Here is a 25,198-nt window from a genome sequence, read left to right on the forward strand (position 1 = left end):
ACGCGCGGGCTGCCTTTGCTGCCTTTTTATTATTTGATCACACAGAACACGCTGGCGAAATGCTGCGGAAAGTAGGCGATGGCGACACCGCCCATCATGAGAACAAGGCCAGCCAGAAGATTGAGCCTCGTGCCAACTGCGCGCCGGTTAAGCCACGAAATTCCATAAGCTGATGCAATCACGGCCGGAACGGTGCCGACGCCGAAACCGAGCATGAAGTTCGCGCCTTGCGCGCTCGTACGCGTTAGAGATGCCAGGAACGCCGCGCCATAAACCATCGGGCAGGCATTGAGCCCCCAGACAACGCCGAGCGCGACCGGGGCGAGGTAACGGCCCTGCCCGGCAGGACGCAGCAGGGAGTTCACACCGGACGCAAGCACCTCCATGCCATGATCGACGAGGGACAGCCTGGGCATAAGCCCGGCGAGCACCAGCCCCATCCATAAGAGCGACGCAGCTGCCGCCCATTGCAGCACAATCGGGCTCTGCATCGGCGTGCGAGACAGGATATCACCGCCGAAAGCTCCGGCCACACCGCCGATCGCGGTGTAAGTCAAGATGCGGCCGGCCTGCATCAGAACGAGATTGAGATTTCTATCTCCTGACGTTTTCGCTCCAAGCAGCAGGTTCGCTCCGCAGGCAATGCCGCCGCACATCGCGCCGCAATGGAACGCACTGGCGAGCCCGACGGCAGCACCGCTGAAGAAGCTCTCGCTAAGCATCGTCGGCTTGGCTCCGATCCGGCTTCGTCGCCATGCGATCATTGTCATCGCTGATCGCGCGCCACTTGGCACCTTCGAGATCGTCGTATTGTCCGCTGCGAAGCGCCCAGAGGAAGGCGGCGAGCCCCATCATCCCGAGCGTCAGAGCAGCAGGAACAAGCCAAGCAAGCGAGGTCATGCCGATGCTCCGACGTTTGGAAGGCGCAAAGCCTTCGAGCGAAGACGAAGCGCGTTTACTGTGACCATGATCGATGATCCCGACATGGCGAGCGCCGCAATCAAAGGCGTCACGTAACCTGCCATCGCGAGCGGCACGAAAATCGAATTGTAGAGAATAGCGATAGCGAAATTCTGCAAAGCCAAACGGCGTGCGGCTTTAGCGACCGACAGCGCCTCAATGACCGGCTGAAGGACGTCGCCTTGAAAAACAGCGTCGGCCGTGGTTTGGGCGATATCGATAGCGGACGCCGGTGAAAGCGAGGCATGTCCGGCTGCAAGGGCTGGCGCATCGTTGAGCCCGTCACCGACCATCAGCGTCTTACATCCCCGCGCCTTCAAGGCTTCGATTGCCTGCAGTTTCTGGTCTGGACGAACCTCCGCAGTCCAATCCTCGATGCCGCAGGCCGCGGCTGTTTGCGCAACCGCCGCACTCCGGTCTCCGGATAACAGGCTGACGCGATATCCCGCGTGACGAAGTTCCGAAACGCACGCGGCAGCGTCCTTACGTAATTCGTCCACGAAGTTGAAGCCGACAGCAGGCTTGCCTTCGGCCGCGTACCAGATCGACGCGTTCTGGTCCTTGACGCCAGCCCACGCGGCCGACCCGACTTTCTCCTCGAAGCCCATCGACGTCGTGAGGAGACCCGACCCTGGCACTTCTTCGACGCTCTCGACGGCACGCGTTGGCATACCCTCCGCACGTGCAGCCTTGACCAACGCTTGCGCAAAAGGATGCTTGCTCACTCCGGCAATCGAACCTGCCCGGCTCAGAGCCGCCTTATCGACACCATCGCTCATCTCGAGCCGCAACTCTCCGGTCGTCAGCGTTCCCGTCTTGTCGAAGACGACGCAATCGACTTCGGCGAGACGTTCGAGCCCATCAGGAGCCTTGACGATAACCCCTTTGCTGAACAGACGGCTCATCGCAGCGACCTGCACGGCAGGCACGGCGAGGGCCAAGGCGCACGGGCACGTAATGATGAGAACGGCGATTGCGTGCGTAAGCGATTGATCCCACGGCGCGCCGGCCGCCATCCATGCAATGAACGTGAGCAATCCGAGAACATGGACCGCGGGCGCATAAATTTGCGAGGCGCGATCGGCAAGCCGGACATAGCGGCCGCGGCTCTGCTCAGCGTTGAGCATCATGCGGCCTATTTCGCCGAGAAGCGTGTTTTCTTCCGCAGCAGTAATACACACGCGCAGGGTGCCGCCGCAATTGATCGTGCCCGCATAGACCGAGTCGCCGATCGAAACGGCGCGCGGCCGCGTTTCGCCGCTGATCAGACTCTCATCGATATCGCTCTGGCCGGAGATCACCTGCCCGTCACCAGCAATGCGCTCGCCCGCGGCGACGGCAATAACCATGCCCGGCTCGAGCGTGCTCGCAAGCACGAGCTTGGTTGTTTGATCCGGCGCGACGAGTGTCGCGTTCGTCGCCCTAAGCCCGAGCAGGTTCTCGGCTGCTCCGCGCGCCTTAGTTCGCATTCGTTCGTCAAGCACTCTCCCGATCAGCAAGAAGAACAGGAGTGACGTCGAGGCATCGAAATAAATCTGCTCCGAACTGCGCATCGTCTGGAACAGGCTCATGCCCGTTACCAGCAGCACGCCAAGCGAAATGGGCACATCCATGTTGAGGCGCCGCGACCGCAACGCTGCGAGTGCCGACTTGAAGAAGGGTTGACCGGCGTAAGCGACGGCTGGCAGCGCGATGAGCGCCGATAGCCAATGGAACAGATCCATGAGGGAACTGTCCATGTCGCTGGCCTCTCCGGACCAGACCGCCACGGAAAGCATCATGATGTTTCCGGCTGCAAAACCGGCAACACCGAGACGAGGAAGAAGCTCGCTCACACGCGCGGCCTGCTCCGTCTCGGCGTTCTCGATCAACGGCGCCGCCGGAAATCCGGCATGCTCGAGAGCCGCCGTCAGGTCAATCGCAGAGCTGAAAGACGGATCGACGACGACGGAAACGCGCTTGGTCGTCAGGTTCGCACGGGCTGCCTCGACGCCACGGAGAGCGCGCAGCGTATTTTCAACCGACCGGATGCAGTTGCCACAAACGATGCTCGGGACCGAAAGTACGATCGTCTGCCGCGCCTGCGCGGCAAGCCCGGCGTCTAGGGCTGCTTCCATATCCGCTCCTTCGATCTGTAAACGACCTTGTCGTTCTCCGCAGCGGTGACGGAAAGCGTCCACGTGCCTTCCGAAAGTCCTGAAATGTCGACAGTGTAAGTCCCATTACCCTTGGGCACCAAGTCAAAACGCCGATCGAAAATGTCTGTGGTCGCGCGCCCGATTTCAGCCTTCACGAGCAAACCCTCGATGGGTTGCCGGTTCGCATCCGTCAATGCAATCGCAAGGCGCCCGGTCTTGGAATCGAACGCCCGGCTTTCATGCCAGCCAAGCCGGTTCTGATCCGCTTCATCCTGGAGTGTTTGGTTGTAGGCTAGGCCTTTGCGGTACGCGTCGGCTGTGTCGCCGCTGAACGTAGATACGGCCTTGGTGATCAAAATCCCATCCACAGCCGTCACGGTCAGAAAGAACCCAACCAAGATGGCTAAGACATGCCACCCGCGAAGCGAAACTTTTGATGCTGCAACGCTCATGGCGGACTCCTGAATGTCGTGGCGCGTGATGCCGTCTTGCCGCTCTCCACATCCTGCAATTCGATCGTCACGGGCTCGGCATCCGACTTCAATTCTTTTCTTTGAGCGCCCGAGAGCATGAGGAAGACTTTGACGGCTCTGACTTCTGATGGATTGACTTCTATCGTCGGGTCGTTGCCGTCGAACTCCACGAACTTCGGCTGAAGCTCAGCCGGGCCTCTGAAGTGCAACTTGAAGTGCCGCACTCCTTCGACCTTGTTCGCGATCTTGATCATGTAGCCGTTGCGCAGTCCGCCGTCGCTCAACACAACGAAAAGCGGATTGCGATCCTGGATGACGCTCAACTCGAAGTCAGCCCGATTGAGCAGCGACCATCCCATGAGAGACGCCACGAACGTGATCATGGCCGTATAAAGCATCGTGCGTGGGCGAATGATCCGCCAGCCCGCGCGCGGCGCGCTCGTGGCGTTGCCAAGGTTTCCGATAGTCGTATAGGCGATGAGTTCACGAGGCCGGCCAACCCGATCCATGATCTCGTTGCACGCATCGATGCAGAGCGCACACTGGATACATGCGAGCTGCGATCCGTCACGGATGTCGATACCTGTCGGACAGACCGAGACACAGGCCTTGCAGTCGATGCAATCCCCGCGATCATCCCAAGTCGTGCCCTTCTTGTGAGCACCCCGCGGCTCGCCGCGAAGCTCGCGATAGGAAATGAGAAGCGAATCGCGATCGACCATCGCACCCTGAATGCGTGGCCAAGGACACATGTAAATGCAGACCTGCTCGCGGGCGAGTCCCCCAAGCAAATACGTCGTCAGTGCAAACAAACCGAGAAAGACATAGGCAACGGTCGATGCCGTCCCATGCACCAGTTCAACGGCAAGGGTCGGCGCATCACGGAAATAGAAGACCAGCGCTCCGCCCGTTGCGAGCGAAATCGCCAGCCACGACAGATGCGTTGCCGACTTCTTCCAGATCTTTTCGAACGACCACGGTTGCGCATCGAGACGCAACTGCGCGTTGCGATCTCCTTGCCAGAAACGCTCGACGGAAATCATCAGGTCCGTCCAGACAGTTTGCGGACACGCGTATCCACACCACATGCGGCCGGCGATCGAGGTGACGAGAAAGAGAGCCAGCGCGCCGATAACAAGGAGCCCGGTGACGTAGTAAAATTCCTGCGCCCAGATTTCGATAGGGCCGAACAACAGGCGCTGATTGGCGAAGTCGAACAGGATGGCCTGATCGGGTAAGCCCTCGCCGCGATTCCATCGCAACCACGGCACAACGTAGTAGATCGCGAGCGCGAAACCCATCACGAACCACTTGATGCTGCGGAAGATTCCCCGCGCACGCTTCGGATAGATTTTCGTTCTCGACACGTAGTCCGACTGCCGCGGAGCAGACGGCGGCGTGGCGCGACTTTCATCACCTCCGATCAGAAACTTGTTCGGTCGATCCATCGTGTTCATTTCGGTTTGTCCGCGCCTGCCGCGGGAGCGGAGGCGCTGGCAGCTTCAGCTTGCGCCCCGCCAAGGGAATAAACATAGAGCGTTAGCATTTTTACCGCGACCGGATCGAGCCGCTCGGACCACGCCGGCATCGCGCCACCACGCCCGGTTCGGATGCTCTGCATCACGGCGTCCTGCGAGCTCCCGTAAAGCCAGATGGCGTCCGTCAGGTTGGGCGCACCCATATCCTGATTACCTTTACCCTGATCGCCATGGCACGCGGCACAGTTGTCAGCAAAAATCTGCGCGCCCCTCTTTGCCGCTTCTTGGTCGACGTCGAGATGCGAGAACGAGCGGACGAAATTGGCGGCGTCGCGGATCTGCGCCTCATCGAGAATCTTGTCGATTCCAAAGCGCGGCATCGCAGTGTCGTGTGCCTTCGGATTGCCACTTCTTATGCCAAACGCGATGGTCTGATGAATTTTCTCGAGATTACCGCCCCAAAGCCAGTCGTCATCGTTGAGATTGGGATAGCCGATGCCACCCTGCGCCCCGCGCCCATGGCAACCCGCGCAATTCTCGCCAAACAGCGCCGCACCGCCCGCAATCGAGAACTGGAACAGCTCATCGTTCTTGCGAATGTCGGCGAGCGACATCTCCGCGATCTGCGAGCGATATTTTGCGTGGCCCGACTTCCACGCCTCGATATCTTGCTGCACCTGATCGCGCTGACTGTAGTTCAGCACACCCTTTGTATAGCCGTTGATCGTCGGCCACGCCGGATACACGACCCAATAACCGATAGACCACAAGATCGAGACATAGAAGGTATAGAGCCACCACCTGGGAAGCGGTTTATTAAGCTCGCAGATATCGCCATCCCAGACATGTCCGGTCGTCTCGACACCCGTCACTTCGTCTATTTTTTTGCGATGGCTCATGGTTTGTCCTCGTTGACCGGGAGCGCATCGTCCCGAAACGGGATTTCCGAAGCCGACACGAACTTGGCTTTGTTACTTCTGCGCAAGGCGTAGATGTATGCGGCGATCGTGATACCGCCAAAAATTGCCAGCGACGCAATCTGCGTGACCATTTGAATGTCTTCGTAGGCCAAGGCCGAACTCCCCTTATCGAAGGTTTGGACCACTCGCATCGAACTTCGTGAAGTCGACGAGCGTGCCGAGCATTTGTAGATAGGCGATGACGGCATCGAGCTCCGTGGGCTCGACGTTCTCTCCCGCCGGTTGACCGTCGAACTTGCGCACTTGTGCCTTCGGGTAGCGCGCGACGAGCGCCTTTGCCTCTTTGGTGTCGGGCGAAATCTGCGCGACGACATCCTTACCCGCGCTCGTAATCATCTCGTCGCTGTAAGGAACGCCAAGCTCCTTCAATGCCTTCATGCGCTTCGAGATGTTCGAGTAGTCGAGAAGCGTGCGGTCGAGGAACGGATACCCCGGCATGATCGATGCCGGCACGACCGAGCGCGGGTCGCGCATATGCTCTGCGTGCCAAGCGTCCGAATACTTGCCGCCGACGCGCGCAAGGTCGGGCCCCGTGCGCTTCGAGCCCCACTGGAACGGATAGTCGTACATGCTCTCCGCAGCCAGAGAGTAATGGCCGTAGCGTTCGACCTCGTCGCGCAGCGAGCGGATCATTTGGCTGTGACAGTTGTAGCAGCCCTCGCGCACGTAGATGTCACGGCCGGCAAGCTCGAGCGGCGAATAGGGCCGCATGCCTTGCACTTTCTCGATCGTCGACTGAACGTAAAACAGCGGTGCGATCTCGACGATGCCGCCGATCGAAACGACAATCAGCGCGCCGATCAGCAGAATAATCGAGTTTCGCTCGAAAATAGCGTGGTTCACGATTATCGCTCCTCTTATTCGGCTGGCATTGCGACGACGCCGGGACGCAGCTCAGGCGCTGCTGCTACCGCCGGCTGATCACGGACGTCGACCGGCTGATCACCGCGGATCGTGCGCCAGACGTTGTAGGCCATGATCAGCCCGCCGAGCAGGAACAGCGCACCGCCGGCCGCGCGAATGACATACGGCCAGTGCATCGCCTCGACGGTTTCGATGAAGGAGTATTTGAGGAAGCCGAGGCGGTCGTAAGCGCGCCACATCAAACCTTGCGTAATGCCCGCAACCCACATCGACGAGATGTAGAGAACGATGCCGATCATCGCGAGCCAGAAGTGCCACTCGACAAGCTTCATCGAGTAAAGACCTTGCCGCTTCCACAGCCACGGCACGAGGCAGTATACGGCGCCGAACGTGATCATGCCGACCCAGCCGAGCGCGCCGGAATGGACGTGTCCGATCGTCCAGTCTGTGTAGTGCGATAGCGAGTTGACTTCCTTGATCGACATCAGCGGCCCTTCGAACGTCGACATTCCGTAGAACGCCACGCTGACGACCAGCAGCCGAATGACTGGATCAGTCCTGAGCTTGTCCCACGCACCGGACAACGTCATGAGCCCGTTGATCATACCGCCCCACGACGGCATCCAGAGCATGATCGAGAACGTCATGCCGAGCGTCTGCGCCCATTCGGGAAGCGCGGTGTAGTGGAGGTGGTGCGGTCCCGCCCAGATGTAGAGGAAGATGAGCGACCAGAAGTGCACGATCGACAAGCGGTAGGAATAGACCGGCCGTTCGGCGCGTTTCGGAATGAAGTAATACATGATGCCGAGAAACCCGGCCGTCAGAAAGAAGCCAACCGCATTGTGCCCATACCACCATTGTGTCATGGCACCCTGAACGCCCGGAAAGAGCGGATAGCTCAGCGTTCCGAGAAATGACACGGGCAGCGCAAGGTTATTGACGATATGCAGAATAGCGACGGTGACGATGAAGCCTAGGAAGAACCAGTTCGCGACGTAAATGTGCGGCTCTTGGCGATCCTTCAGCGTCCCGAGAAATACGAGCAGATAGGCGACCCACACGACCGTAAGCAAGATGTCGGCGTACCATTCGGGCTCCGCGTATTCCTTGCCTTGCGTCACGCCCATCAGGTAGCCGGACGCCGCGATAACGATGAAAAGCTGATATCCCCAGACGACGAACCAAGGCGCCCATTTGCCTGGCATCCGAGCTTGGCTTGTCCGCTGAACGACATAAAGTGAAGTCGCGATGAGAGCATTGCCGCCGAACGCGAAAATGACGGCCGAGGTGTGCACCGGCCGCAAGCGCCCGAAGTTGGTCCACGGCAAATCGAAGTTCAGCGCCGGAAACGAAAGTTGCCACGCGAGAATATCGCCAACGAGAAATCCTGCGATACCCCAGAAAACGCACGCAATCGTCGCAACGCGAATGGGACCATCGAAGTAACCGGAACGCTTCTCCTGTCTGAGGTTCGTCGGATGCGTCACAACGTAGAAGCCGGCAGCCACCGCCGCCGCCAACACGATGAGTCCCTGAAGCCGAAGGATCTCCTCCTCTCCAGCAAGCGCGAACAATAGACCTATCGCGCCGATGATGACTGCGCTTATGAGCGCCAGCGAATCGCTGAGCCCCGAGCGCTCGTCCAATACGTCCTGCAAAGCTGCCTCCCGATCCCAATACGGAACTCACAGTCGAATAGTCAGCCGCCAGCAGCCTTGATCTAAGTCAAGGTTCGCCAAGAAGAGCGGCATTAGAAATGTCACATCGCCAGAACGCGGCCTCACGTCTTTTGAGGATTTCACTAATGACGGATGCCAGCCCGGCAAGACGACTGGATGATGCTGGACATTGCGCGACGCCTCATCCCCTGGAAATTATCGAGGAGGAGCACGCCCTCCAATTGGAGTTGTGCGATCTCCTGGAAAGTATGGCGGACAACCTGCCGACCAAGCTCGACCCTGCGTTGGCCGTGATCGCAATCTCCATTCTGAAGGGAAGCGTAAAGGCTCACACAAAATTCGAGGAAGATGCGCTTTTCCCACTGCTCAGAGAACGATTGTCACCGAACGACACTGTCGTTCAGGCACTGGCGTGCCTCAGCCAGGAACACGAGCGCGACGAAGATAGCGCTGACGAACTCGCCGAAGCGCTCAAAGACGCGTTGCAAAGCAGAGCACCGCAGAACCCGGAAACGCTCGGTTACATTCTTCGCGGCTATTTCGAAAGCCAGCGCCGCCATATCGCCTGGGAGGACAGCGTTGTTTTGCCCGCGGCGCGCCAAGCACTGACCGTCGAAGACCTCGCGCGCCTTCAGGAATGGATCATGACGAGCGACCATCCCCGTTGCATCAGGATACCGCTGCTAAAGCTCAGGGCCCGGAGATCATCATCGTCGATCTGCGAAAAATGCCCATCATCGCTTGGGCAGGAGAAATAACGGGATGTCTCCAGATTTCGTGCGCCGCATGAGCGCCCCCGTTCCGCGATATACGAGCTATCCGACCGCCGCCCAGTTTCGGGACACGGTCGGCGAGAAGGACTTCGCAGAAGCTCTGGTCGAATTGGAAGACGACGCTTCGTTTTCGCTCTACGTGCATGTGCCGTTCTGCAAAAAGCTTTGCTGGTACTGCGGCTGCAATATGAAAGTTGCACGCACCAAAGAGCCGGTCATCCGCTATTTGGAAGCTCTCGAAGCGGAATTGCGCGCCATCGCCGCGCTTGGACTCTCTAAGCACAAGATTTCATATATGCACTGGGGCGGCGGCTCTCCCAACATTCTGACGGGCGAGCAGATTTTGGCGTTGACTGCGCGCATTCGCGACTCTTTCGAGATCGACACCACCGCCGAATTCGCCGTCGAGATCGACCCGCGCGAAGCGAGCGCGTCGCTTGCGCAGGCGCTGAAGCGCGCAGGCGTCAATCGGGTGTCGATTGGGGTCCAAGATTTCGACAGCGCCGTTCAGACTGCCATCAATCGTCTGCAGTCGTTCGAAGTCACGTCGGCCTGCGTAGATAGTTTAAGGGATGCCGGGATCGACAACATCAACATCGATCTCGTTTATGGATTGCCGCTGCAGACCCGATCTGGAATCGAACGGACAGTCGAGCAGGTCCTTTTGCTGCAACCAAATCGTGTCACGCTATTTGGGTATGCACATCTGCCCGCGCGCTTCGCGCACCAATCGATTATCGACGCCACGACGCTTCCCGACAGCGTTGAACGCTTTGCTCAGTCCCAAAGAGCCGCGCGCATGCTCACCGCCGCGGGTTACGTCCGGATCGGGCTCGACCATTTCGCCCTGAAGGACGATCCCTTGGCCGTCGGACCCGTTCGCCGCAACTTTCAAGGATATACGACCGATACGTCGGAAACCCTGGTCGGCGTCGGGCCGTCGGCCATCTCCTGCATCGGCAGCGCATATTTTCAGAACGCGTCGTCTCCCGCCGAATACGAAGAGCGTATTGCCGCGACAGGCCTCGCCACAACCAGAGGCGTCAAGCTGACGGACGAAGATCGCGTTCGGCGCTACGTCATCGCGAGATTGATGTGCGACTTCAGCTATTCCGAATCCAACGTTCGCGAGCGCTTTGGAGCTACGGCGTCACGCGTCATTCTGGAAGGCCGGGAGATGATCGAGGCAGATATGGCCGGTCTTCTGGAGAAGGTCGAGGACGGTTTCGTAGTCACACCGCGCGGCCAGCCATTTGTGAGAAGTATTGCGGCGTGCTTCGATACCTATCTTGGATCTGATATGCGCTGCGCGCCGGCCGTCTAGACGCTGCTCATTCGCTCCAGATGAGCGGGGTCCAAGACAACGACGGTTCTCGCACCATCGAGTCCGATAATTTTCTTGGCCTTGAGGCGAGAAAATTGCCGGCTGACCGTTTCGATTGTCAGGCCGAGGAAATCGGCGATCTCAGCGCGCGAGATGGGCAGCTCGAATTTCGCTGGTCCCTGCGCCTGTCCGCTTTGACAACCGACCACATCGATCCGCTTGGAAACCATGAGAATGAAGCTTGCCACCTTTTCCTCGGCACTTTTTCGTCCGAGCAGCAGCATCCATTCGCGCGCGGCATCGAGCTCGTCCAGCGTGTTTTCAAACAGGCGGCGTTCGAACCCGGGAAACTCCCGGACCAGACGCTCGAATTGCCCGCGGTCATAGGTACAGAGGTGAACCTCATTCACGGCTGTCACTTCATACGCACTGCGATCGCGATACGGCCTGCCGATAAAATCGGACGCGAATTGAAGTCCGACGATCTGCTGCCGCCCATCGCTCATGGCCTTGGTAAGTTTGACGACGCCGGAGATGATGTTGGCGAATGAGGAAACCGTGTCCTGATCGGCCACGATCGCTTGCCCTTGCGGCACTGTCCGATGGTGGGCGATCGCATTGAGCCGCTCTATTTCAGTCCGGCTCAGCGCCCCACAGACCGCACGGTGGCGCACTGCGCAAGTATCGCAGCGGATCGATTGCTGTTGTGTCATCATCGGTCCAGACGTTATCGGACGCTCGGCAAGTGAAGTTGGCAAGTGATACCATGTTTGAAACAGACATGCGACGGACCGGGTCTGCGCCCCTTCGCATCTGCTGACAAAGCGTCTCAGATCCAACCTGGTCGCTGCTAGCACCACGCTGAGCGTCTCTCTCAACCGCTATGCGCAACATTGTCCACACCGTACGGGAGACCAGAATTGCATTGACAATACAGCAGAGGCAGAGAAAGCGGACGTAGATATTATTTATATATCAATAGCTTATAATATCAGATCGTGACAGGCAAAAGGCCAGATCGGCCGGAGTATCGATGTCGGTTGCTTCCTCGTCGGACGCGAGAGGAACGCCATGACTTTGCGCCGCGTACTCTCGCAGAAGCGCTTTGGCGCCTGTCGCACCAACCAAGGCTCTGAACTCGGAGAAATGTGCCCGCGGCCACAAAACGGGATTGCGCTGTTCTCCGGCCGCGGTCACGGGGAAGACGATCGCGCGTCCGCCGGACAAATCGAACTCGGCCTGCAGGCGAGTGAAGAGGGCCGACGTCAGATACGGCATGTCCGACGGCACGATGAACGCGCCGTCGAACTCATCTCCGAGCGCTCCGACACCGGCCGCGATCGATGAGCCCATGCCCTGCATCCAAGCAGCGTTATGGACGAACCGGACGGCAAGCCCATCAAGAACGGTGCGGCAGCGCTCGGCCTCATGACCGGTGACGACTACGATCTCAGAAAGCCGGGCCGCAATGGCCACGCGCGTGACACGGCGGAGCAAAGGCTCGCCACCGATTTCTGCCAGAAGTTTGTTCTCGCAACCGAAGCGCTCCGAGCTTCCGGCGGCCAGGAGAACGGCGGCGACTCGGGTCACCGCGGTCACGACACGAGGTTGGCGACCTTGGCCTCGGCCAAGATCTCCGCAAGCACACCCGCCGCCAGAGTGGCTTTACTTTTCGCGCCAGGGATCGATCCGACTGGAGCATGCAGCCGCGCGCGGGCAGTGGTTGTGAAGCCCTTAATCTGCAGAGCCTCAAGGCGCTGTCTGTGCACAGCATGGTTCCCGAGAACACCGATGTAAAAACACTCCATGTCGAGGACACGCGCCAGGATATCAGGCTCCGCCTCGTGATCATGAAAGACGAGCACCGCCGCCGAAGCGTAGTCGAGCGCCTCGATCGAAGATTGAAGCGCCGCGGTGCCGTTGAAAGCCGATATTCCGCGTCGCCCCGCCTGATCGCGTGTCGCGTCGTCGGGCGACCAGACGGCGATCTCAAGTCCACTCACCTGAGCGACGACTGCGATGGCATTGAGCAGCGGTCCGCTCCCGAGCAGCAAGAGGCGCAGCGGCGGCGAAAAATACCGATCGAAATGGTCTTTCTCGCTTGTGCTTCGCGGCATCGGCCCCAGTGAAGCAGCTGGGATGACGATGCTTGTGCCGTCAACAAGTGAGGTTCTGAGCGAACACGCCTGGCGTGCTGCACGGCAACTTAGGAGCTCTCGCACCTGCGCCGCGCCGATGCTCTGATCGAAATAAAGATCGAGACCGCTGCCGCACGGGAGCTTGACGTCGAAGTAAGGCGAGTCCTTGCCGTAGCGAACGAGCCGGTTCCCGCCGGCGCGGATCGCCGCCTGTGCTTCGAGCACCACTGCGGCCTCGAGGCAGCCGCCAGAAAGATAGCCGGCGAAACGACCGTCCTCGGCCACCGCCATTTGCGCGCCCGGCTGGCGTGGAGCACCGCCCTCCACACCGACCAAGGTTACGAGCGCGGTACGCAGTCCCTCGCTTTGCCATTGCGCGAGGTGAGGAAGCACGTCCTCATCGGCGAGCAGACCCGTATCCGCGTCGAAGCGCTGAAAGATGAGGGTCATATGGGTCTCCGCAGTAAGCACCTAGTCCATCAGAAAACCGGAGCGTCCAGCCGGCTGAGCACGAAGCGGATGTGCTCGGCCGCCGTGATCTGGCCGGTTCACACCGCTTTTAGGCGTTTGCTGTCGATCGGCGTCTTCCGTAGACGAACGCCCGTCGCCGCATAGACCGCGTTGAGGACAGCCGGCGCCAAACCAGACGTTCCCGGCTCTCCTATTCCGCCCGGATCTGCACTGCTTTTTACAATTTCGACGTCGATCTTGGGCGCTTCGTCAATACGTAGGATACGATAGTCATCGAAGTTGGTTTGCTGCACGCGGCCTTTGTCGAGCGTGATCTCTCCCCAAAGCACTGCCGTAATTCCAAATATGACGCCGCTCTGCATCTGCGCGACGACCGTATTCGGATTTACGACGACGCCCGGATCGAGGACGACGTAAACGCGGTCGACTTTCACCTCGCCGTCCTTGCCAACGGTGACCTCAGCGACCTGGCACATATACGTGCCGAAAGCCTGCTGCACGGATACGCCGCGGCCTTGCCGCGGACCTAGTGGCTTGCCCCAGTTCGAAAGCTCTGCAGCGCGATTGAGAACGTGCAGGGCACGCGGGTTTTTCTGCAGCAGCGCGCGGCGATATTCGACGGGATCTTTCTTGGCCGCGGCGGCAAGTTCATCGATGAAGCTCTCAATCACATACACGTTGTGCGTCGGGCCGACGCCGCGCCAAAACGCTGTGGGAATTCCCGGAGGCTCCTCGCGGACATACTCGACATGGAAATTCTCGATTGCGTAAGGCATGTCGGCCGCGCCATCGATGGCATCCGGATCAATGCCGTTTTTGTAAAGCGGAGGCGCCCACCGAGCCATGATGGAAGATCCGACAATGCGATGCGACCAGGCGACGGGCATGCCCTGCGCATCGAGCCCGGCCGAGATACGGTCATAGTAGTAGGGCCGGTACATGTCGTGCTGGATATCTTCCTCGCGGCTCCACACGACTTTGACCGGAAAATCGAGCTGCTTGGCTATGAGCGCCGCCTGAACAATTCCGTCCGATTCCAGCCGCCTGCCAAAGCCGCCGCCGAGCAGGTGGTTATGAAGCCGCACCTGTTCGGTTTTCAACTTGAGGGCCGCAGCGACGGCTTGCTGCGCCCAAACCGGAATTTGCGTGCCCACCCAGATGTCGCAGCCATCGCCCGTGACAGCGACCGTGCAATTCATCGGTTCCATCGTGGCGTGCGCGAGGAAAGGCGCTTCGTAAGTGGCTTCGACCTTCTCGTTGGCCGACGAAAACGCGGTCGCGAAGTTCCCTTCGTTCTTGGCGACTGCACCCGGTCTTTCGGCTGCGTTTGCCAATGCGGCTACGACGTCAGCATTCGAAACATTGCCGTGCGGACCATCATCAAAAACCGGAGATGCCGCTTCGAGCCCCTTCTTGGCAGCCCAATAATGATCGCCGACGACGGCGAGAGCATTGTCGAGCTTCACGACTTGCACAACACCTGGAATCTTCTTCGCCGCCGCCTCGTCAAAGGATACGAGCTTCCCACCAAATACCGGCGATGCAGAGACTGTCGCGACTTTCATATTCGGCACTTTGGTATCAATGCCGTATTGAGCAGAGCCGTTGACCTTTCCGCTCACGTCAAGACGCTTTGCCGGTGTACCGATAATTCGAAACTGACTGGCGTCTTTCAGTTTGACTTCGCTCGGAACAGGAATCTTCGCGGCCCGGTCGGCCAGCTCACCGTATGAGAGGCGACGCTTGTTGGCATCGTCGACGACGAATCCCGGCTCCGTCCGCAGGGTAGCTGGATCAACACCCCAGGTTTCTGCCGCCGCGGCAATCAACATCTCCCTTGCCGCAGCACCTGTTTTGCGAAGGGGCAAATAAAAGCCGCGGATGGACGTTGAACCACCGGTGACCTGTATATTGCCGAGAGCCGGATTTCCGTAGAGTTTGTCACTTGGGGGCGAGATCGCCACAGACACGTTTGCCATGTCGACATCGAGCTCTTCCGCAACGAGCATCGGAAGCGACGTATAGGTGCCTTGGCCCATCTCGATCATTGGCGAGACGATGGTTACCTTTCCTTGCCCATCGATGCGGATGTACGCATCGGGCACGACGGGTGAGCTTTTATCACCGCCCGCATTCGCAGTTGGAACCCAGCCGATCATCATTCCCCCGCCAGCGGCAACACCGGCTACGAGAAAATTCCGTCGCGACAGTTCGGGAGTGATTTGGCGAGCTAGCATGTGTGGCCTCACTTCGCTGCAACGGATTTGGCTGCTTCCTTGATTGCGTCCCGGATGCGCAAATAAGTGCCGCAACGGCAAATGTTTCCGGTCATAGCAGCGTCGATATCGCTATCGCTTGGCGCGGGGGTCGTCTTGAGCAGAGCCGATGCCGACATGATCTGCCCTGATTGGCAGTAGCCGCATTGGACAACTTCGAGATTTAGCCAAGCCGCTTGCACGGCTTTGCCAGCCGGTGTTGCGCCAATTCCCTCGATCGTCGTCACCTCATGCCCAGCTACATCCGAGACCTGCGTTTGGCACCCCCTTTGGGGTTCTCCGTCCACATGGATTGTGCAAGCGCCACATTGGCCGATGCCGCACCCAAACTTGGTACCGGTCATCCCGAGAACGTCGCGAAGGACCCAGAGGACGGGCATGTCATCGGGTACGTCGGCCGATACCTCTTTGCCGTTCACTTTGAATTTGATCATGGGGGCCTCATCTGGAAGTAGCGGCGTGCCGTGAGAGGTAATGCTATTTATTCAGATGCCAAGGTCAGCGCGGACAGTACTTCAAGCCGCGGCAGTCGCCTTCACACCATACCGCAGCGCCGGCTTTGAGTTGCTGAACTTTTTTGACAGCTCGCGACGATCCGTCTCCCAGCGATCCCAGGCATCACCATCGTGCAAGCCAGGGATCGTGACGAGTTCACCGTTGTCCAGCCCAATCAACGTTGCATCGACGGCGTCGTCGGCCGACATCGTGATGGCCGATGTTTTCTGCGCAGCGTAGCCGGCCACATCCCAGAACTCCGTTGCCGTGGCGCCGGGAAGAACGGTTTGAATGCGCACACCCTTGTCCGCAAGATCCTTCTGAAGCGAATGGCCAAAGCTGATGACGTAGGATTTCGATGCACTGTACACGCCATTCAACATCTCGGCAGCAATCCCGACGACCGATGCTATGTTGACTATCGTACCGCCGCCCCGGCTAACGAATGCAGGCGCGACAGCGTAAGTCAGCCGTGTCAACGCCGTGATGTTTAGCGTGATCATGTCGGTGATCTTGTCCACGTCTGCTTGCAGGATCGAAGCAACCGAGCCGATACCGGCATTGTTGACGAGAAGGCTGATGGACTTGTCGTCCCTTAGCAGAGCCTCGACTTTGGCGAGGCTCGACTTGTCAGTCAGGTCTGCAGGAAAGATTTGAACCTTGCTGCCCGTTTCGCTTTCGATGCGGCGGGCAACCGTTTTCAGACGCTCCTCGTTGCGCGCCACGAGAATCAAATCATAGCCGCGCCTTGCGAGGCGGTCGGCGTAAACCGCCCCGATGCCGGAAGATGCACCCGTCACAAGAGCTGTACCTTTGCTTGTGTGGCTGGTCATTGAATGACTCCTTTCCGCGGATTGCTGAAAAAGCGTATACGCTTGCGGAGATATGACCGAAATGTCATATACACGTATATTTAGGACATGAGGCCTTCCCCCATGCGGCGCATCACTTTCGTCGTTTATCCTGGCTACTCGGTCATCGCGCTTGCTGCGCTCTCCGTCTTCGAAACAGCGAACATGTTGGAGGAGCACGCTCCTTATGACTTCCGGTTTGTTTCGGAGACAGGCGGCGCGGTCGAGACCTCGTTAGGCATGCGGGTTGAGACGGAACGGTTCACCGACGAAGCCGGCAACACTCTCATGATCGGCGGCGGCACGACTTCACGGAAGCCGCATAGTCCGGCCCTGATTGAGTTCGTGCGCAGAGCTGTCCGCACGCATAGGCGCGTCGCTGCGATCTGCGCGGGGGCATTTGTATTGGCGGAAGCTGGTCTTCTCGACGGGCGCCGAGCGACGACGCACTGGCTCTATGCGCGCGAACTGCAGAAGCGATTTCCGAAGGCGAAGATCGACGAGGACAGGATCTTTATCAACGACGGCCCGATCTGGACCTCAGCGGGTATGAGCGCCGGCATCGATTTGGCACTAGCGCTGGTCGAGGAGGACTTGGGCCCCGAATTTGCGAAGTCAGTCGCTCGCAAACTCGTCCTCTATCATCGGCGCGGCGGCGGGCAATCGCAGTTCTCGACACTCCTTGAACTTTCGCCGAAGTCCGATCGAATTCAGACGGCCCTCGCTTTCGCCCGCGCAAATCTCCACACGCCGCTTACCGTGCCTCGACTTGCTGAGGCGGCCCACCTGAGCCCAAGGCAGTTCAGCCGCGCATTTCGAGCCGAAACCGGGCAGTCCCCGGCAAAGGCGATCGAGAACCTCCGTGTGGAAGCTGCGCGTTCCCTCATGGAGCAAAGCAATCACCCGATCGAGGTCGTGGCCCGTCAAACTGGGTTCAGTGATCGGGACCAAATGCGTCGCGCTTTCTTGCGTGCCTTTGGACAACCCCCACAGGTGTTACGGCGAAATGCGCGCAACGAGGCAATAAACGGGAAGAACCGAGCGGCGATGTAGATCCGCTCTGCGCCTGGAGAACCTGATTTCAGGTGATTTTAGAGACGGGACCTCGAGCCGTGCGCGCCGCGCATGAGGACGGCGCCTGGATTTCGTTGAGGATTTCGGTGCGGACGACGGGCCCTTTGGTCAAGCCCGAGCCCAAGAATGCGGCAAAACCTAAGATTTTCGAGGGCTGGAGGTGGTTTTCTGGCGGAGACGGAGTCCGCCAATTCAATTCTGAAAGCGAATGAATTAGAGCGGCTTGCTTGGCTGGAGCGGTTGCTCATCCCTCAATTCGTCCCTCACTTCATCCCGATCAGTCTAACGCGACGCCGCGACGATGCGATTTGACATTTATCGCTAGGATTTTGCCGTCGTCGGCTTTGCCACTTCATTAGCAAGCTCTCGTGTCCACTATTGAGCCATGATTGAGACGAGCACGTGTACCTGACTTGGCAAGTGGCGCCCCGCCGCAACTCACTCCGTTAGGAATCGCGCACTGGCGTCCCCAATCGGATTTCACGCAATTTTCCCAATGTTCCACCGTGAAACAAGCGATTTCGTTTGCCGGGTAAGCGGAGTTCAAAAAAATGGTATCGGCGATCCAAACAAATCGTCTTTTCTCTCGACAGATCGCTCGAACTTCCTCATGGGCGTTGAGGGGTGAGCGTCCATTTCGGACCCAACGAGATTGATCAGCGGTCAGAGCAATGCGAAGTGAAACAACAATCCACCATCCGGAGCGCCTACTTCGAGCCCGCGCCGTATATGAAAGATTGGGCGTCGGACGGAGCACTTTTTATGCGCTCGTTCGGTCTGGAGAATTTCCAGCCCCTGTTCGCATTAGCGAACAAGCTGTGGGCTGGTTGGAAAGCAACGTAAACGCTTGGATCCAAAACCGCCCGCAGGTCGATCGGGCCAATGGCTAATACGCCGTTAAACAAAAAATTTGGCCGCCGATGGGCTGGCACCCACGGCGGCCTGAAATTCGGAATTCATCTCACGTCGTACCGAGTTCTGGGAAACAACGGCCGCTGAAATTCAATATCAGTATTCGCATTTGAACTCAACGGCCACATGCGAAGCGAGGGGAATCGCTGTGGACGCTCGCGAGGCCGATAACCCACTGATATCCGACTATTCGGATATCGACGATCACTATGCAGAGTTCGTCGACACATCACTCGTCGAACCAGTCATCGCCCGCCCAGCGCCAACATCTATAATCGACGCCATTCAACACTATCTCGATGATGTCCAGTCCGGCCATGAATACACCCCCGACCAAATTGGTCTGGAAAAAGGCTTTCGGCGACGATTGATCATAAACTCGGCTTTGGCTCTCGCGTTGGCCAAGGCGGCTCGGCGATGCAAGCGCAACTCGACGTTTATCGGGCCAATTCTGTTCTACATCAGCGCCCATTCGGATAACGAGTTTGGTCGATGCACCGACGGAGCAAGACGTATCTCGGAATATGCGGGCTGCGGAGAGGATGTTGTCCGCGACCTCCGAGATGCGCTCGTTGTTTGCGGCGCCCTCCGCGCTGAACGGTCATCCGACAATGGCGATCGGCGGCGAACCGGCAAATCGATTCCAGTTTGGTTACCCTATATTGCCGAAGCGGTGTTGCATTCAGATTTTGCGATTCTGAACGCTCTCGCCCCGCCTCGCCTCGCGGGGCGCCCGCGAAAAACATCGGGCACCGTATGCCCAACCATTATCGAAAAAACCTCGGGTACTATGGGCCCGACCATTTCTGAAAAACGTCGGGCGTTTGATCTAAAAACGTCGGGTGTTTTGACTGAAAACATCGGGCATCTGATGCCCGACAACAATAACTCTATCCATACACTCTCTGCAGGCCTGCCTGCCGTGGGTTCTGTCTTTACCCCAATTCAGATTGCTGACTGGCAAAAGCTGCTCGGAAGCGAAGAGACGTCCCCGATCGTCAATCTGCTCAGCGACGAACTCAACGCTGCGTGGCCCCTATGTCGGGGTGAACCGAGTATCCTCCACTCAGCAGCATTGGCGACGCTGGCAGAGGCCAAGAGGCAGCGCCCCACGCGGCTACAGGGGTTCGTGCGTAGCGTCCTTCGGAGCCAGATCGACAAATTGATAAACGCCAGGCAATCGACACTGCTATCCAATCGCAGACGCAGGGCAAGCCGTTGGTGACCGATATGCTCCAAACAGCGCCGCCCCTACAAATTGTCCTGTGCGCCAGCGAGCGTGACTGCGCTGCGTTCTTAGACGCAGGGCATCGATCCACGCGGGTCGTCCGCCACGTTGATGATCTCTACAGGGTGAGAGGGGAGAACAGTGACGAGCGTGCGATTGACGAATCGCTCAACTACGATTGGATCAATTTTGTCCTCGCGTTTCCCATGGGCGAAGAAAATCTTCGAGATGACGTTGCCGTGCGCCTCGGCGATACGCGATGCCGCTGGGTGCGATGGCCACACGGCGCATCTTCGGCAACCGACGTCAGCAGTATTGACCTGCTCAATCTCATCCAAATGGCGCGTCCGATGTGGACGGATGAGGTCTGCACGATTGATGACATCCCAGAACCGGGTGCCGAAAAACTATACGCAACCGGGCTCTACGGTCTCGATGCTCACGGATTCCGCTTGGTGCGACCAGCGTTCATGCCGGTGATCGGCCCGTATGGGTCGGGCAAAAGCGTGCTCTTACGCCAGCTCGCCGTCAACCTCTGGCGACAATACCGCTGGCGAACATTGATCACCTCGTTTGAGGAGAAGGTGAAGCCGCGGTTTCACCGCGATCTGCGGCGCCACATTATTGGGCATCCGGCGCCATGGACCGACGAGCAAGTGGCGTACGCTGATGCTGAGATTCGCCTAGCGTTTCGGTTTCTCCGTCGAAAACGCAATACTGTTTTGGACATGGACCGACTTATAGACCGCATCGAATACGCGGTTCGGGTCTATGGGGTGGACGTTGTCATAATCGATCCAGTGAACGAAATCGATCACATGGTCCCAAGAGGCGAGACGAAATCGGACTATATGGGCCGGTTCATCATGCGGCTGAAGCAGATTGCTGACGATTACTCGCTCCTGATGATCGTCGCTGCGCACCCGCCGAAAGACGGTGTTGAAAAGCGCCTTTCGAAAAATGGACTTCTGACGCTCAACGACGGCGCGGATACTGCGCACTATGGCAACAAGGCCGATATCGGGTGGTGTGTTTGGAGAAACTACGAAGGGCCGACGTTGCTCCACATCGACAAATTGAAGGATCATGAATCCATGGGAAAACCAACCCTGTGTGAACTTCACCTTGATCCAACGATGAACCAGTTCACGGTCGGCCGGGTAGGTTACGACATTCTAGATGAAAATTGAGCAATATGCCGCGTTCCTCTCGTCGCGCCAAATGGGGATATAGCACCGATCGCATGGGATGGTTCGGACAAAAACGGACTTCGGTAGCTGGCCAACAACCGGCTGACTTGGAGCACGCACAGGCCACATCCGAGACTATGGGACCTGCTCACGAGCCGACTTGCAAGTCGATCGTCGAGCCCGCTTCTGGGTCGACATTTGAGTCGATCAGTAAGCCGACATTTTCCCGAACTCAGAGCAGCTCATTCTACGCGGGCACGCCTTTACAGGTGGCCGAGCGACATGCCAGCCACCTTCTAGAAAAGCTTGTCCAGGAGTGTGGCGGACGTCGCATTTTTTCCGACAGCGCGAGGAAGGCTTACGAAGAAATGTGCGGGGATATCGGAATTCCCTGCCGTCCCTGGAATATGGTCGGGATGTATCTCCGACAGCTAACCGAACGCCGGGGTCGTCCGTCAAAATCCTACATCGCGATGATCGACGAGGCCGGCAAAAAGTACCAGATTCCGATTTTCTTCATTCCCGTGGTGATGCCTTCGCCCTTACCGCAATGCCGAGGCCCCCGGCGGAAACGATAGGCTCGGGTCCCACGCGCTTCTCGCCAATACCCCATAAAAAACTTGGGCATATCTAAATTCGCATCATTGAAGGCGAAGCAGCTTTCGCCGAACTCTTAGCCTCAAAATCACACACTGATGCGGCCACGTCATTGGAAAGCGTGCAAAGGGAAAGCCATCTCGAAATTCGCGCGAATACAATGCGCGAGTTCATGGACGTATTAAACACGATCATCCAACAGCCCGGCGCGAACGTTGCCGGCGAACTTATTTGGCGCGGAGTGGGCGATGCCGATCACTATCTCGTGGCGTCAGCGATGCGGCCGGCGGCTTGGCGGACTTTGTTAGAGTCGCGAAATCTCGACACCACACCAGATGGTGCCTGGACGGATGCGCAATGTCGCGACGAGAACAGACCTTTTCTTGAGTGGGCAAGCATTGCGCAATTTTACCGAAATTCAAACGCGCAGGGACTTTTACTGCCACCCCTGTCAACTGAAATGCATAACCTTCTAGTTCGACCATCGGACGTTGCGGCGATATCGGGAAATTATGCTGAGCTCTTTATGGACAAGTGGCCTGTCCGAGAACTCTGGCCGCTTCTAGGATTGGCTCAACACTATGGCATTATCACGCGACTACTCGATTGGACACGCGACCCGTTTGTGGCTGCATATTTCGCGGCTTGGAATGGCGTGCAAGCATTGACCAAGATCCCGAACGCCACAAAGCGGTTGGCTGTTTGGATTACGAATTCTGGCACGCTGGATAGAACCTCTTCGCTCTTGAGTCCGCCGCGCGTTCCCAACAACCCCGACCCGCAATGTCGAATTCATGTGGTAGATGTGCCGTACGCGGGAAATCCCAATCTCGCAGCGCAAGCCGGGCGGTTCACACTGAACTGGATTGGGCGTGATCATCCTCAGCTAAAGCCCGATGCGCCACTGGACACAGTAATTGGCTATATTGAGAAGATGCTAGCGGGGACTACCTCGGAGAAATTATGGAAGCGCGACGCCAAGACGCGAATGCTCATAAAAATAACGTGCCCAGTTTCCGAAAGCGCACATATCTTCGACGCGCTTCACGGGATGGGATACGACGCAAGCAAAATATATCCAGGTTTTGGGGGAGCGGCCGACGCGATTAAAGAACGGGCTTCAGTGAAAGCTCTGATACGAGCCGGCCCCACCGCTTTGTAGATCACAGAGTAGATCACAGATAGCTTGTCGCATGCTGCCTTACCACTTGGCTACATCCCAACGCTCGCCGGTGGCCCCTACCATGTCAAGAGACACGGAAGCGGGGCTTCAAGCAGCAAAACCCCAGGAAAATGAGGAGATTCAGCGGAAAAGTCGCGCGAGAACGTGTTTAGAACTTGCAGAGAACTTGCTGAGATCAAAAGCAAAGCGCTGACACGTGGCTGACACACCGTTTCAGCCACTGATTTTTCGCCCAAACGCTTCTTTCATTCCCAAAGCATCGTGGCGAGCGTGATCACACCATGTCCATTCATCGTCCGCGCCATGAGACGCGAAGCTCGAGGTTGACGTCTTTTGGGGATGAGGTGCGCGTCGGCCGGAAATTTATAGATAACCCTGTGCTCGCAACCATTCGGCTGCTGCCTTTGCAGCAACGCCGAGTACGCTGCCTTTTACGAGCCACTTGCCACCTTCTTTTACAGCTTCCGTGACAAAATTGTCTGCTTGCTTTGCGCAATAAGCGAGCACCTTCGACGCCGCATTTCCCAGCGTTTGAGCTGCCTTCTTTACGCGGTCGAGGTCTACGATTACATCGCGCGGTTGTCGCCGAAGAAGCCCAACCGCTTCGCGTAGCTCAGACAAATCCTCGCCGTCCAAAACCGGTGCCGCGATCGGTTCTGGTGGCCGATTGTGGCCGATACCCGCTGGGACGGGCCGAAATCCCCCGAATTCTTTATCGACGTCGGAAAGCGCTGCGAGCATTTTTTTGTGCGCTTTCTCAATTTCGTGCGAGCGATCCCTTTTGGGCGAGGATCGCTTTCTGGCAGGAGCACGAATCGTCTTCGGTTGAATTCTCCGGCCATGAGGCGCCCAATAGAGAATACCTTCCTCCTCAATCGCGGCGATAGCGAGTTGCATAGTGGCATCAGAAACCTCGCCGTCGAAATATTCCTCAATTACATCTCGTGCATTGTATGGACCGCCCCAGATATAGACATATTCTCCCTCATCCCATGGGGTTTCATGGACGGGATCTTCGAAATTATGGAAGAACCACCGCTTTATTGCTTCAACTGCATAAGCTCGAGACCGCCGCTTAACGTAGGGCGTGTCTGAAGGCGGCACGAGTTCCAATTCAAAGTCGTGAGTGGAATTTGTCATTCGGCGCTGCTGAAAGAGAATCGTTTCGCAAAATAATTGCACATCTTTCAAAGTGTCAGGCGCGCCGCATCGAAGGTCCGAGGATCATAAACGGATTGAGGCTGTCCGGCTCGGTAGAGGTAATACTGCCCGTCACTTACCAGCGCGCGTCGCCTTCGAGTGGCAGTCGTGCGCGACTTCAAATAGTTCTTCCACATATCCAGATTTGACAGCCTGCCCCGCGAATCGGCTCTAAATACCGCCGTACAGCGGACTGACGCTCGAGCCGACCTATCCGGCAGATATTGGAGCACTATGGGAACTTATAGAGTTGCTCAGGTGTGTCTTAACGGGCACGTGCCCACTAGCAGCGCCGACCGACATCCGGAATTGCGAGAAACGTTCTGCTCGCATTGCGGCGACGCGACAACGATGAACTGCATCAAGTGCAATACACCTATTCGAGGCGACTACGACGTCGAGGGCGTCTTTTCGATCGGCGACCATTACAGACCACCGGCATTTTGTCATAACTGCGGAAATGCTTTCCCGTGGACTGAGCGGAAAATCTCTAGCGCGGTCGAGCTGATTGAAGCGGCAGGAACCTTGTCCGGCGAAGAGATCCAACAGTTCAAGGCTGACCTAACCGAATTGACGAAGGACAGCCCAAAGACACTGGTGGCATCCGTGCGATTCAAGAAAGTGATGGGAAAGGTCGGGAACTCGATCGTCTCCGGCGTCCGAGAGATCATTGTGGACGTTTTGAGCGATACAGCCAAAAAGGCGGTTTGGGGCAGTTGACTTGTTCGCGTTCCGGCAGCGCATTGTTCCGGCGATATCGGCGATCATTCGGTAGTGTCTCAGTTTGAATGTCTGCCTTCGACCTCATCATGGACATTCCTTGATTTGGGAGGCAGAGTCGAAAGTCACCGATCTTCGCGGCGGCGATGAACTCGGCTCAGGTGAGTTCGCCCGGAGGCCAGTGTGACTAACGC

At 57.9% G+C, this 25,198-nt stretch carries 25 protein-coding genes; 8 read left to right on the top strand and 17 right to left on the bottom strand.

Going from position 1 to position 25,198, the window contains the following annotated elements:
* Positions 1-29: 29 nt before the first annotated feature.
* Genes AB4Z24_RS19710 through ccoN form a run of 9 tightly spaced genes read right to left on the bottom strand, consistent with a single transcriptional unit; the run spans position 30 to position 8,551 of the window.
* Positions 30-722 (bottom strand): sulfite exporter TauE/SafE family protein, encoded by a 693-nt coding sequence (locus tag AB4Z24_RS19710; protein WP_441710899.1) that lies wholly within the window; start codon positions 720-722, stop codon positions 30-32.
* Complete coding sequence (gene ccoS, locus AB4Z24_RS19715) at positions 715-900, bottom strand: cbb3-type cytochrome oxidase assembly protein CcoS (RefSeq protein ID WP_441710901.1); 186 nt, start codon at positions 898-900, stop codon at positions 715-717. Before ccoS ends, AB4Z24_RS19710 begins: the two co-directional genes overlap by 8 nt.
* On the bottom strand, positions 897-3,077 hold the full coding sequence (locus AB4Z24_RS19720) for a heavy metal translocating P-type ATPase (RefSeq protein ID WP_441710903.1): 2,181 nt from the start codon (positions 3,075-3,077) through the stop codon (positions 897-899). The genes ccoS and AB4Z24_RS19720 overlap by 4 nt, the downstream gene beginning before the upstream one ends.
* Complete coding sequence (locus AB4Z24_RS19725; protein WP_441710905.1) at positions 3,062-3,550, bottom strand: FixH family protein; 489 nt, start codon at positions 3,548-3,550, stop codon at positions 3,062-3,064. Before AB4Z24_RS19725 ends, AB4Z24_RS19720 begins: the two co-directional genes overlap by 16 nt.
* Positions 3,547-5,028: a cytochrome c oxidase accessory protein CcoG gene (gene ccoG, locus AB4Z24_RS19730; RefSeq protein WP_441710907.1), complete on the bottom strand. Its 1,482-nt coding sequence runs from the start codon at positions 5,026-5,028 to the stop codon at positions 3,547-3,549. The genes AB4Z24_RS19725 and ccoG overlap by 4 nt, the downstream gene beginning before the upstream one ends.
* Positions 5,025-5,948, bottom strand: coding sequence for a cytochrome-c oxidase, cbb3-type subunit III (gene ccoP, locus AB4Z24_RS19735; protein ID WP_441710908.1), 924 nt, complete (start codon positions 5,946-5,948; stop codon positions 5,025-5,027). Before ccoP ends, ccoG begins: the two co-directional genes overlap by 4 nt.
* A complete protein-coding gene (locus AB4Z24_RS19740) occupies positions 5,945-6,121 on the bottom strand; it encodes a cbb3-type cytochrome c oxidase subunit 3 (RefSeq protein WP_441710910.1) in 177 nt (58 codons plus the stop codon). Before AB4Z24_RS19740 ends, ccoP begins: the two co-directional genes overlap by 4 nt.
* Before the next feature lie 13 nt (positions 6,122-6,134).
* The gene (gene ccoO, locus AB4Z24_RS19745) at positions 6,135-6,872 is read right to left on the bottom strand and encodes a cytochrome-c oxidase, cbb3-type subunit II (RefSeq protein WP_441710912.1); all 738 of its coding nucleotides are present in this window, start codon (positions 6,870-6,872) and stop codon (positions 6,135-6,137) included.
* A gap of 14 nt (positions 6,873-6,886) precedes the next feature.
* Positions 6,887-8,551 carry a cytochrome-c oxidase, cbb3-type subunit I gene (gene ccoN / locus AB4Z24_RS19750; protein ID WP_441710914.1) on the bottom strand — a complete coding sequence of 555 codons (1,665 nt, stop codon included), beginning with the start codon at positions 8,549-8,551 and terminating at the stop codon, positions 6,887-6,889.
* Positions 8,552-8,697: 146 nt separating this feature from the next.
* Between ccoN and AB4Z24_RS19755 the strand changes: the two genes are divergently transcribed.
* Both AB4Z24_RS19755 and hemN read left to right on the top strand, forming a co-directional pair.
* Positions 8,698-9,330 carry a hemerythrin domain-containing protein gene (locus tag AB4Z24_RS19755; RefSeq protein WP_441710916.1) on the top strand — a complete coding sequence of 211 codons (633 nt, stop codon included), beginning with the start codon at positions 8,698-8,700 and terminating at the stop codon, positions 9,328-9,330.
* Positions 9,331-9,334: 4 nt separating this feature from the next.
* On the top strand, positions 9,335-10,669 hold the full coding sequence (gene hemN / locus AB4Z24_RS19760; protein WP_441710918.1) for an oxygen-independent coproporphyrinogen III oxidase: 1,335 nt from the start codon (positions 9,335-9,337) through the stop codon (positions 10,667-10,669).
* Here hemN and AB4Z24_RS19765 read toward each other — a convergent pair.
* The 6 genes from AB4Z24_RS19765 to AB4Z24_RS19790 all read right to left on the bottom strand — a co-directional run bounded on the left by AB4Z24_RS19765 (position 10,666) and on the right by AB4Z24_RS19790 (position 16,882).
* Complete coding sequence (locus AB4Z24_RS19765) at positions 10,666-11,382, bottom strand: Crp/Fnr family transcriptional regulator (RefSeq protein WP_441710920.1); 717 nt, start codon at positions 11,380-11,382, stop codon at positions 10,666-10,668. The two genes, hemN and AB4Z24_RS19765, sit on opposite strands and share 4 nt — an antisense overlap.
* Before the next feature lie 262 nt (positions 11,383-11,644).
* Complete coding sequence (locus AB4Z24_RS19770) at positions 11,645-12,259, bottom strand: nucleotidyltransferase family protein (protein WP_441710922.1); 615 nt, start codon at positions 12,257-12,259, stop codon at positions 11,645-11,647.
* Positions 12,260-12,264: 5 nt separating this feature from the next.
* Positions 12,265-13,257 carry an XdhC family protein gene (locus AB4Z24_RS19775; RefSeq protein ID WP_441710924.1) on the bottom strand — a complete coding sequence of 331 codons (993 nt, stop codon included), beginning with the start codon at positions 13,255-13,257 and terminating at the stop codon, positions 12,265-12,267.
* A 98-nt stretch (positions 13,258-13,355) separates the two neighbouring features.
* Entirely contained in the window at positions 13,356-15,515 is a 2,160-nt protein-coding gene (locus AB4Z24_RS19780) for a molybdopterin cofactor-binding domain-containing protein (protein WP_441710926.1), read from the bottom strand.
* A gap of 8 nt (positions 15,516-15,523) precedes the next feature.
* Positions 15,524-15,988: a (2Fe-2S)-binding protein gene (locus AB4Z24_RS19785; protein WP_441710928.1), complete on the bottom strand. Its 465-nt coding sequence runs from the start codon at positions 15,986-15,988 to the stop codon at positions 15,524-15,526.
* A gap of 81 nt (positions 15,989-16,069) precedes the next feature.
* On the bottom strand, positions 16,070-16,882 hold the full coding sequence (locus AB4Z24_RS19790; protein WP_441710930.1) for an SDR family NAD(P)-dependent oxidoreductase: 813 nt from the start codon (positions 16,880-16,882) through the stop codon (positions 16,070-16,072).
* A gap of 102 nt (positions 16,883-16,984) precedes the next feature.
* Here AB4Z24_RS19790 and AB4Z24_RS19795 point away from each other — a divergent pair, with 102 nt between their 5' ends.
* The 3 genes from AB4Z24_RS19795 to AB4Z24_RS19805 all read left to right on the top strand — a co-directional run bounded on the left by AB4Z24_RS19795 (position 16,985) and on the right by AB4Z24_RS19805 (position 20,111).
* Positions 16,985-17,953 (top strand): GlxA family transcriptional regulator, encoded by a 969-nt coding sequence (locus AB4Z24_RS19795; protein WP_441710932.1) that lies wholly within the window; start codon positions 16,985-16,987, stop codon positions 17,951-17,953.
* 692 nt (positions 17,954-18,645) lie between these two features.
* Positions 18,646-18,864 (top strand): helix-turn-helix transcriptional regulator, encoded by a 219-nt coding sequence (locus tag AB4Z24_RS19800; protein ID WP_441710934.1) that lies wholly within the window; start codon positions 18,646-18,648, stop codon positions 18,862-18,864.
* Between the two features lie 170 nt (positions 18,865-19,034).
* A complete protein-coding gene (locus tag AB4Z24_RS19805) occupies positions 19,035-20,111 on the top strand; it encodes a hypothetical protein (protein WP_441710936.1) in 1,077 nt (358 codons plus the stop codon).
* Positions 20,112-20,182: 71 nt separating this feature from the next.
* Here AB4Z24_RS19805 and AB4Z24_RS19810 read toward each other — a convergent pair whose 3' ends face one another.
* Complete coding sequence (locus AB4Z24_RS19810) at positions 20,183-20,398, bottom strand: hypothetical protein (protein ID WP_441710938.1); 216 nt, start codon at positions 20,396-20,398, stop codon at positions 20,183-20,185.
* A 66-nt stretch (positions 20,399-20,464) separates the two neighbouring features.
* On the opposite strand from AB4Z24_RS19810, the gene AB4Z24_RS19815 reads away from it, so the two are divergent.
* Together AB4Z24_RS19815 and AB4Z24_RS19820 are read left to right on the top strand one after the other, a co-directional pair.
* Positions 20,465-21,304, top strand: a complete 840-nt coding sequence (locus AB4Z24_RS19815) for an AAA family ATPase (protein WP_441710939.1) — start codon at positions 20,465-20,467, stop codon at positions 21,302-21,304.
* Between the two features lie 757 nt (positions 21,305-22,061).
* On the top strand, positions 22,062-23,063 hold the full coding sequence (locus AB4Z24_RS19820; protein WP_441710941.1) for an FRG domain-containing protein: 1,002 nt from the start codon (positions 22,062-22,064) through the stop codon (positions 23,061-23,063).
* Positions 23,064-23,447: 384 nt separating this feature from the next.
* On the opposite strand, the gene AB4Z24_RS19825 is transcribed toward AB4Z24_RS19820, so the two are convergent.
* Positions 23,448-24,275, bottom strand: coding sequence for a hypothetical protein (locus tag AB4Z24_RS19825; RefSeq protein ID WP_441710943.1), 828 nt, complete (start codon positions 24,273-24,275; stop codon positions 23,448-23,450).
* A 243-nt stretch (positions 24,276-24,518) separates the two neighbouring features.
* On the opposite strand from AB4Z24_RS19825, the gene AB4Z24_RS19830 reads away from it, so the two are divergent.
* Positions 24,519-25,004, top strand: coding sequence for a DUF2321 domain-containing protein (locus AB4Z24_RS19830; protein WP_441710945.1), 486 nt, complete (start codon positions 24,519-24,521; stop codon positions 25,002-25,004).
* Positions 25,005-25,198: the final 194 nt, after the last annotated feature.

Origin of the sequence: Hyphomicrobium sp. 2TAF46, from assembly GCF_052114865.1 — a bacterium.
In the GTDB taxonomy this organism is placed as follows: Bacteria; Pseudomonadota; Alphaproteobacteria; order Rhizobiales; family Hyphomicrobiaceae; genus Hyphomicrobium_B.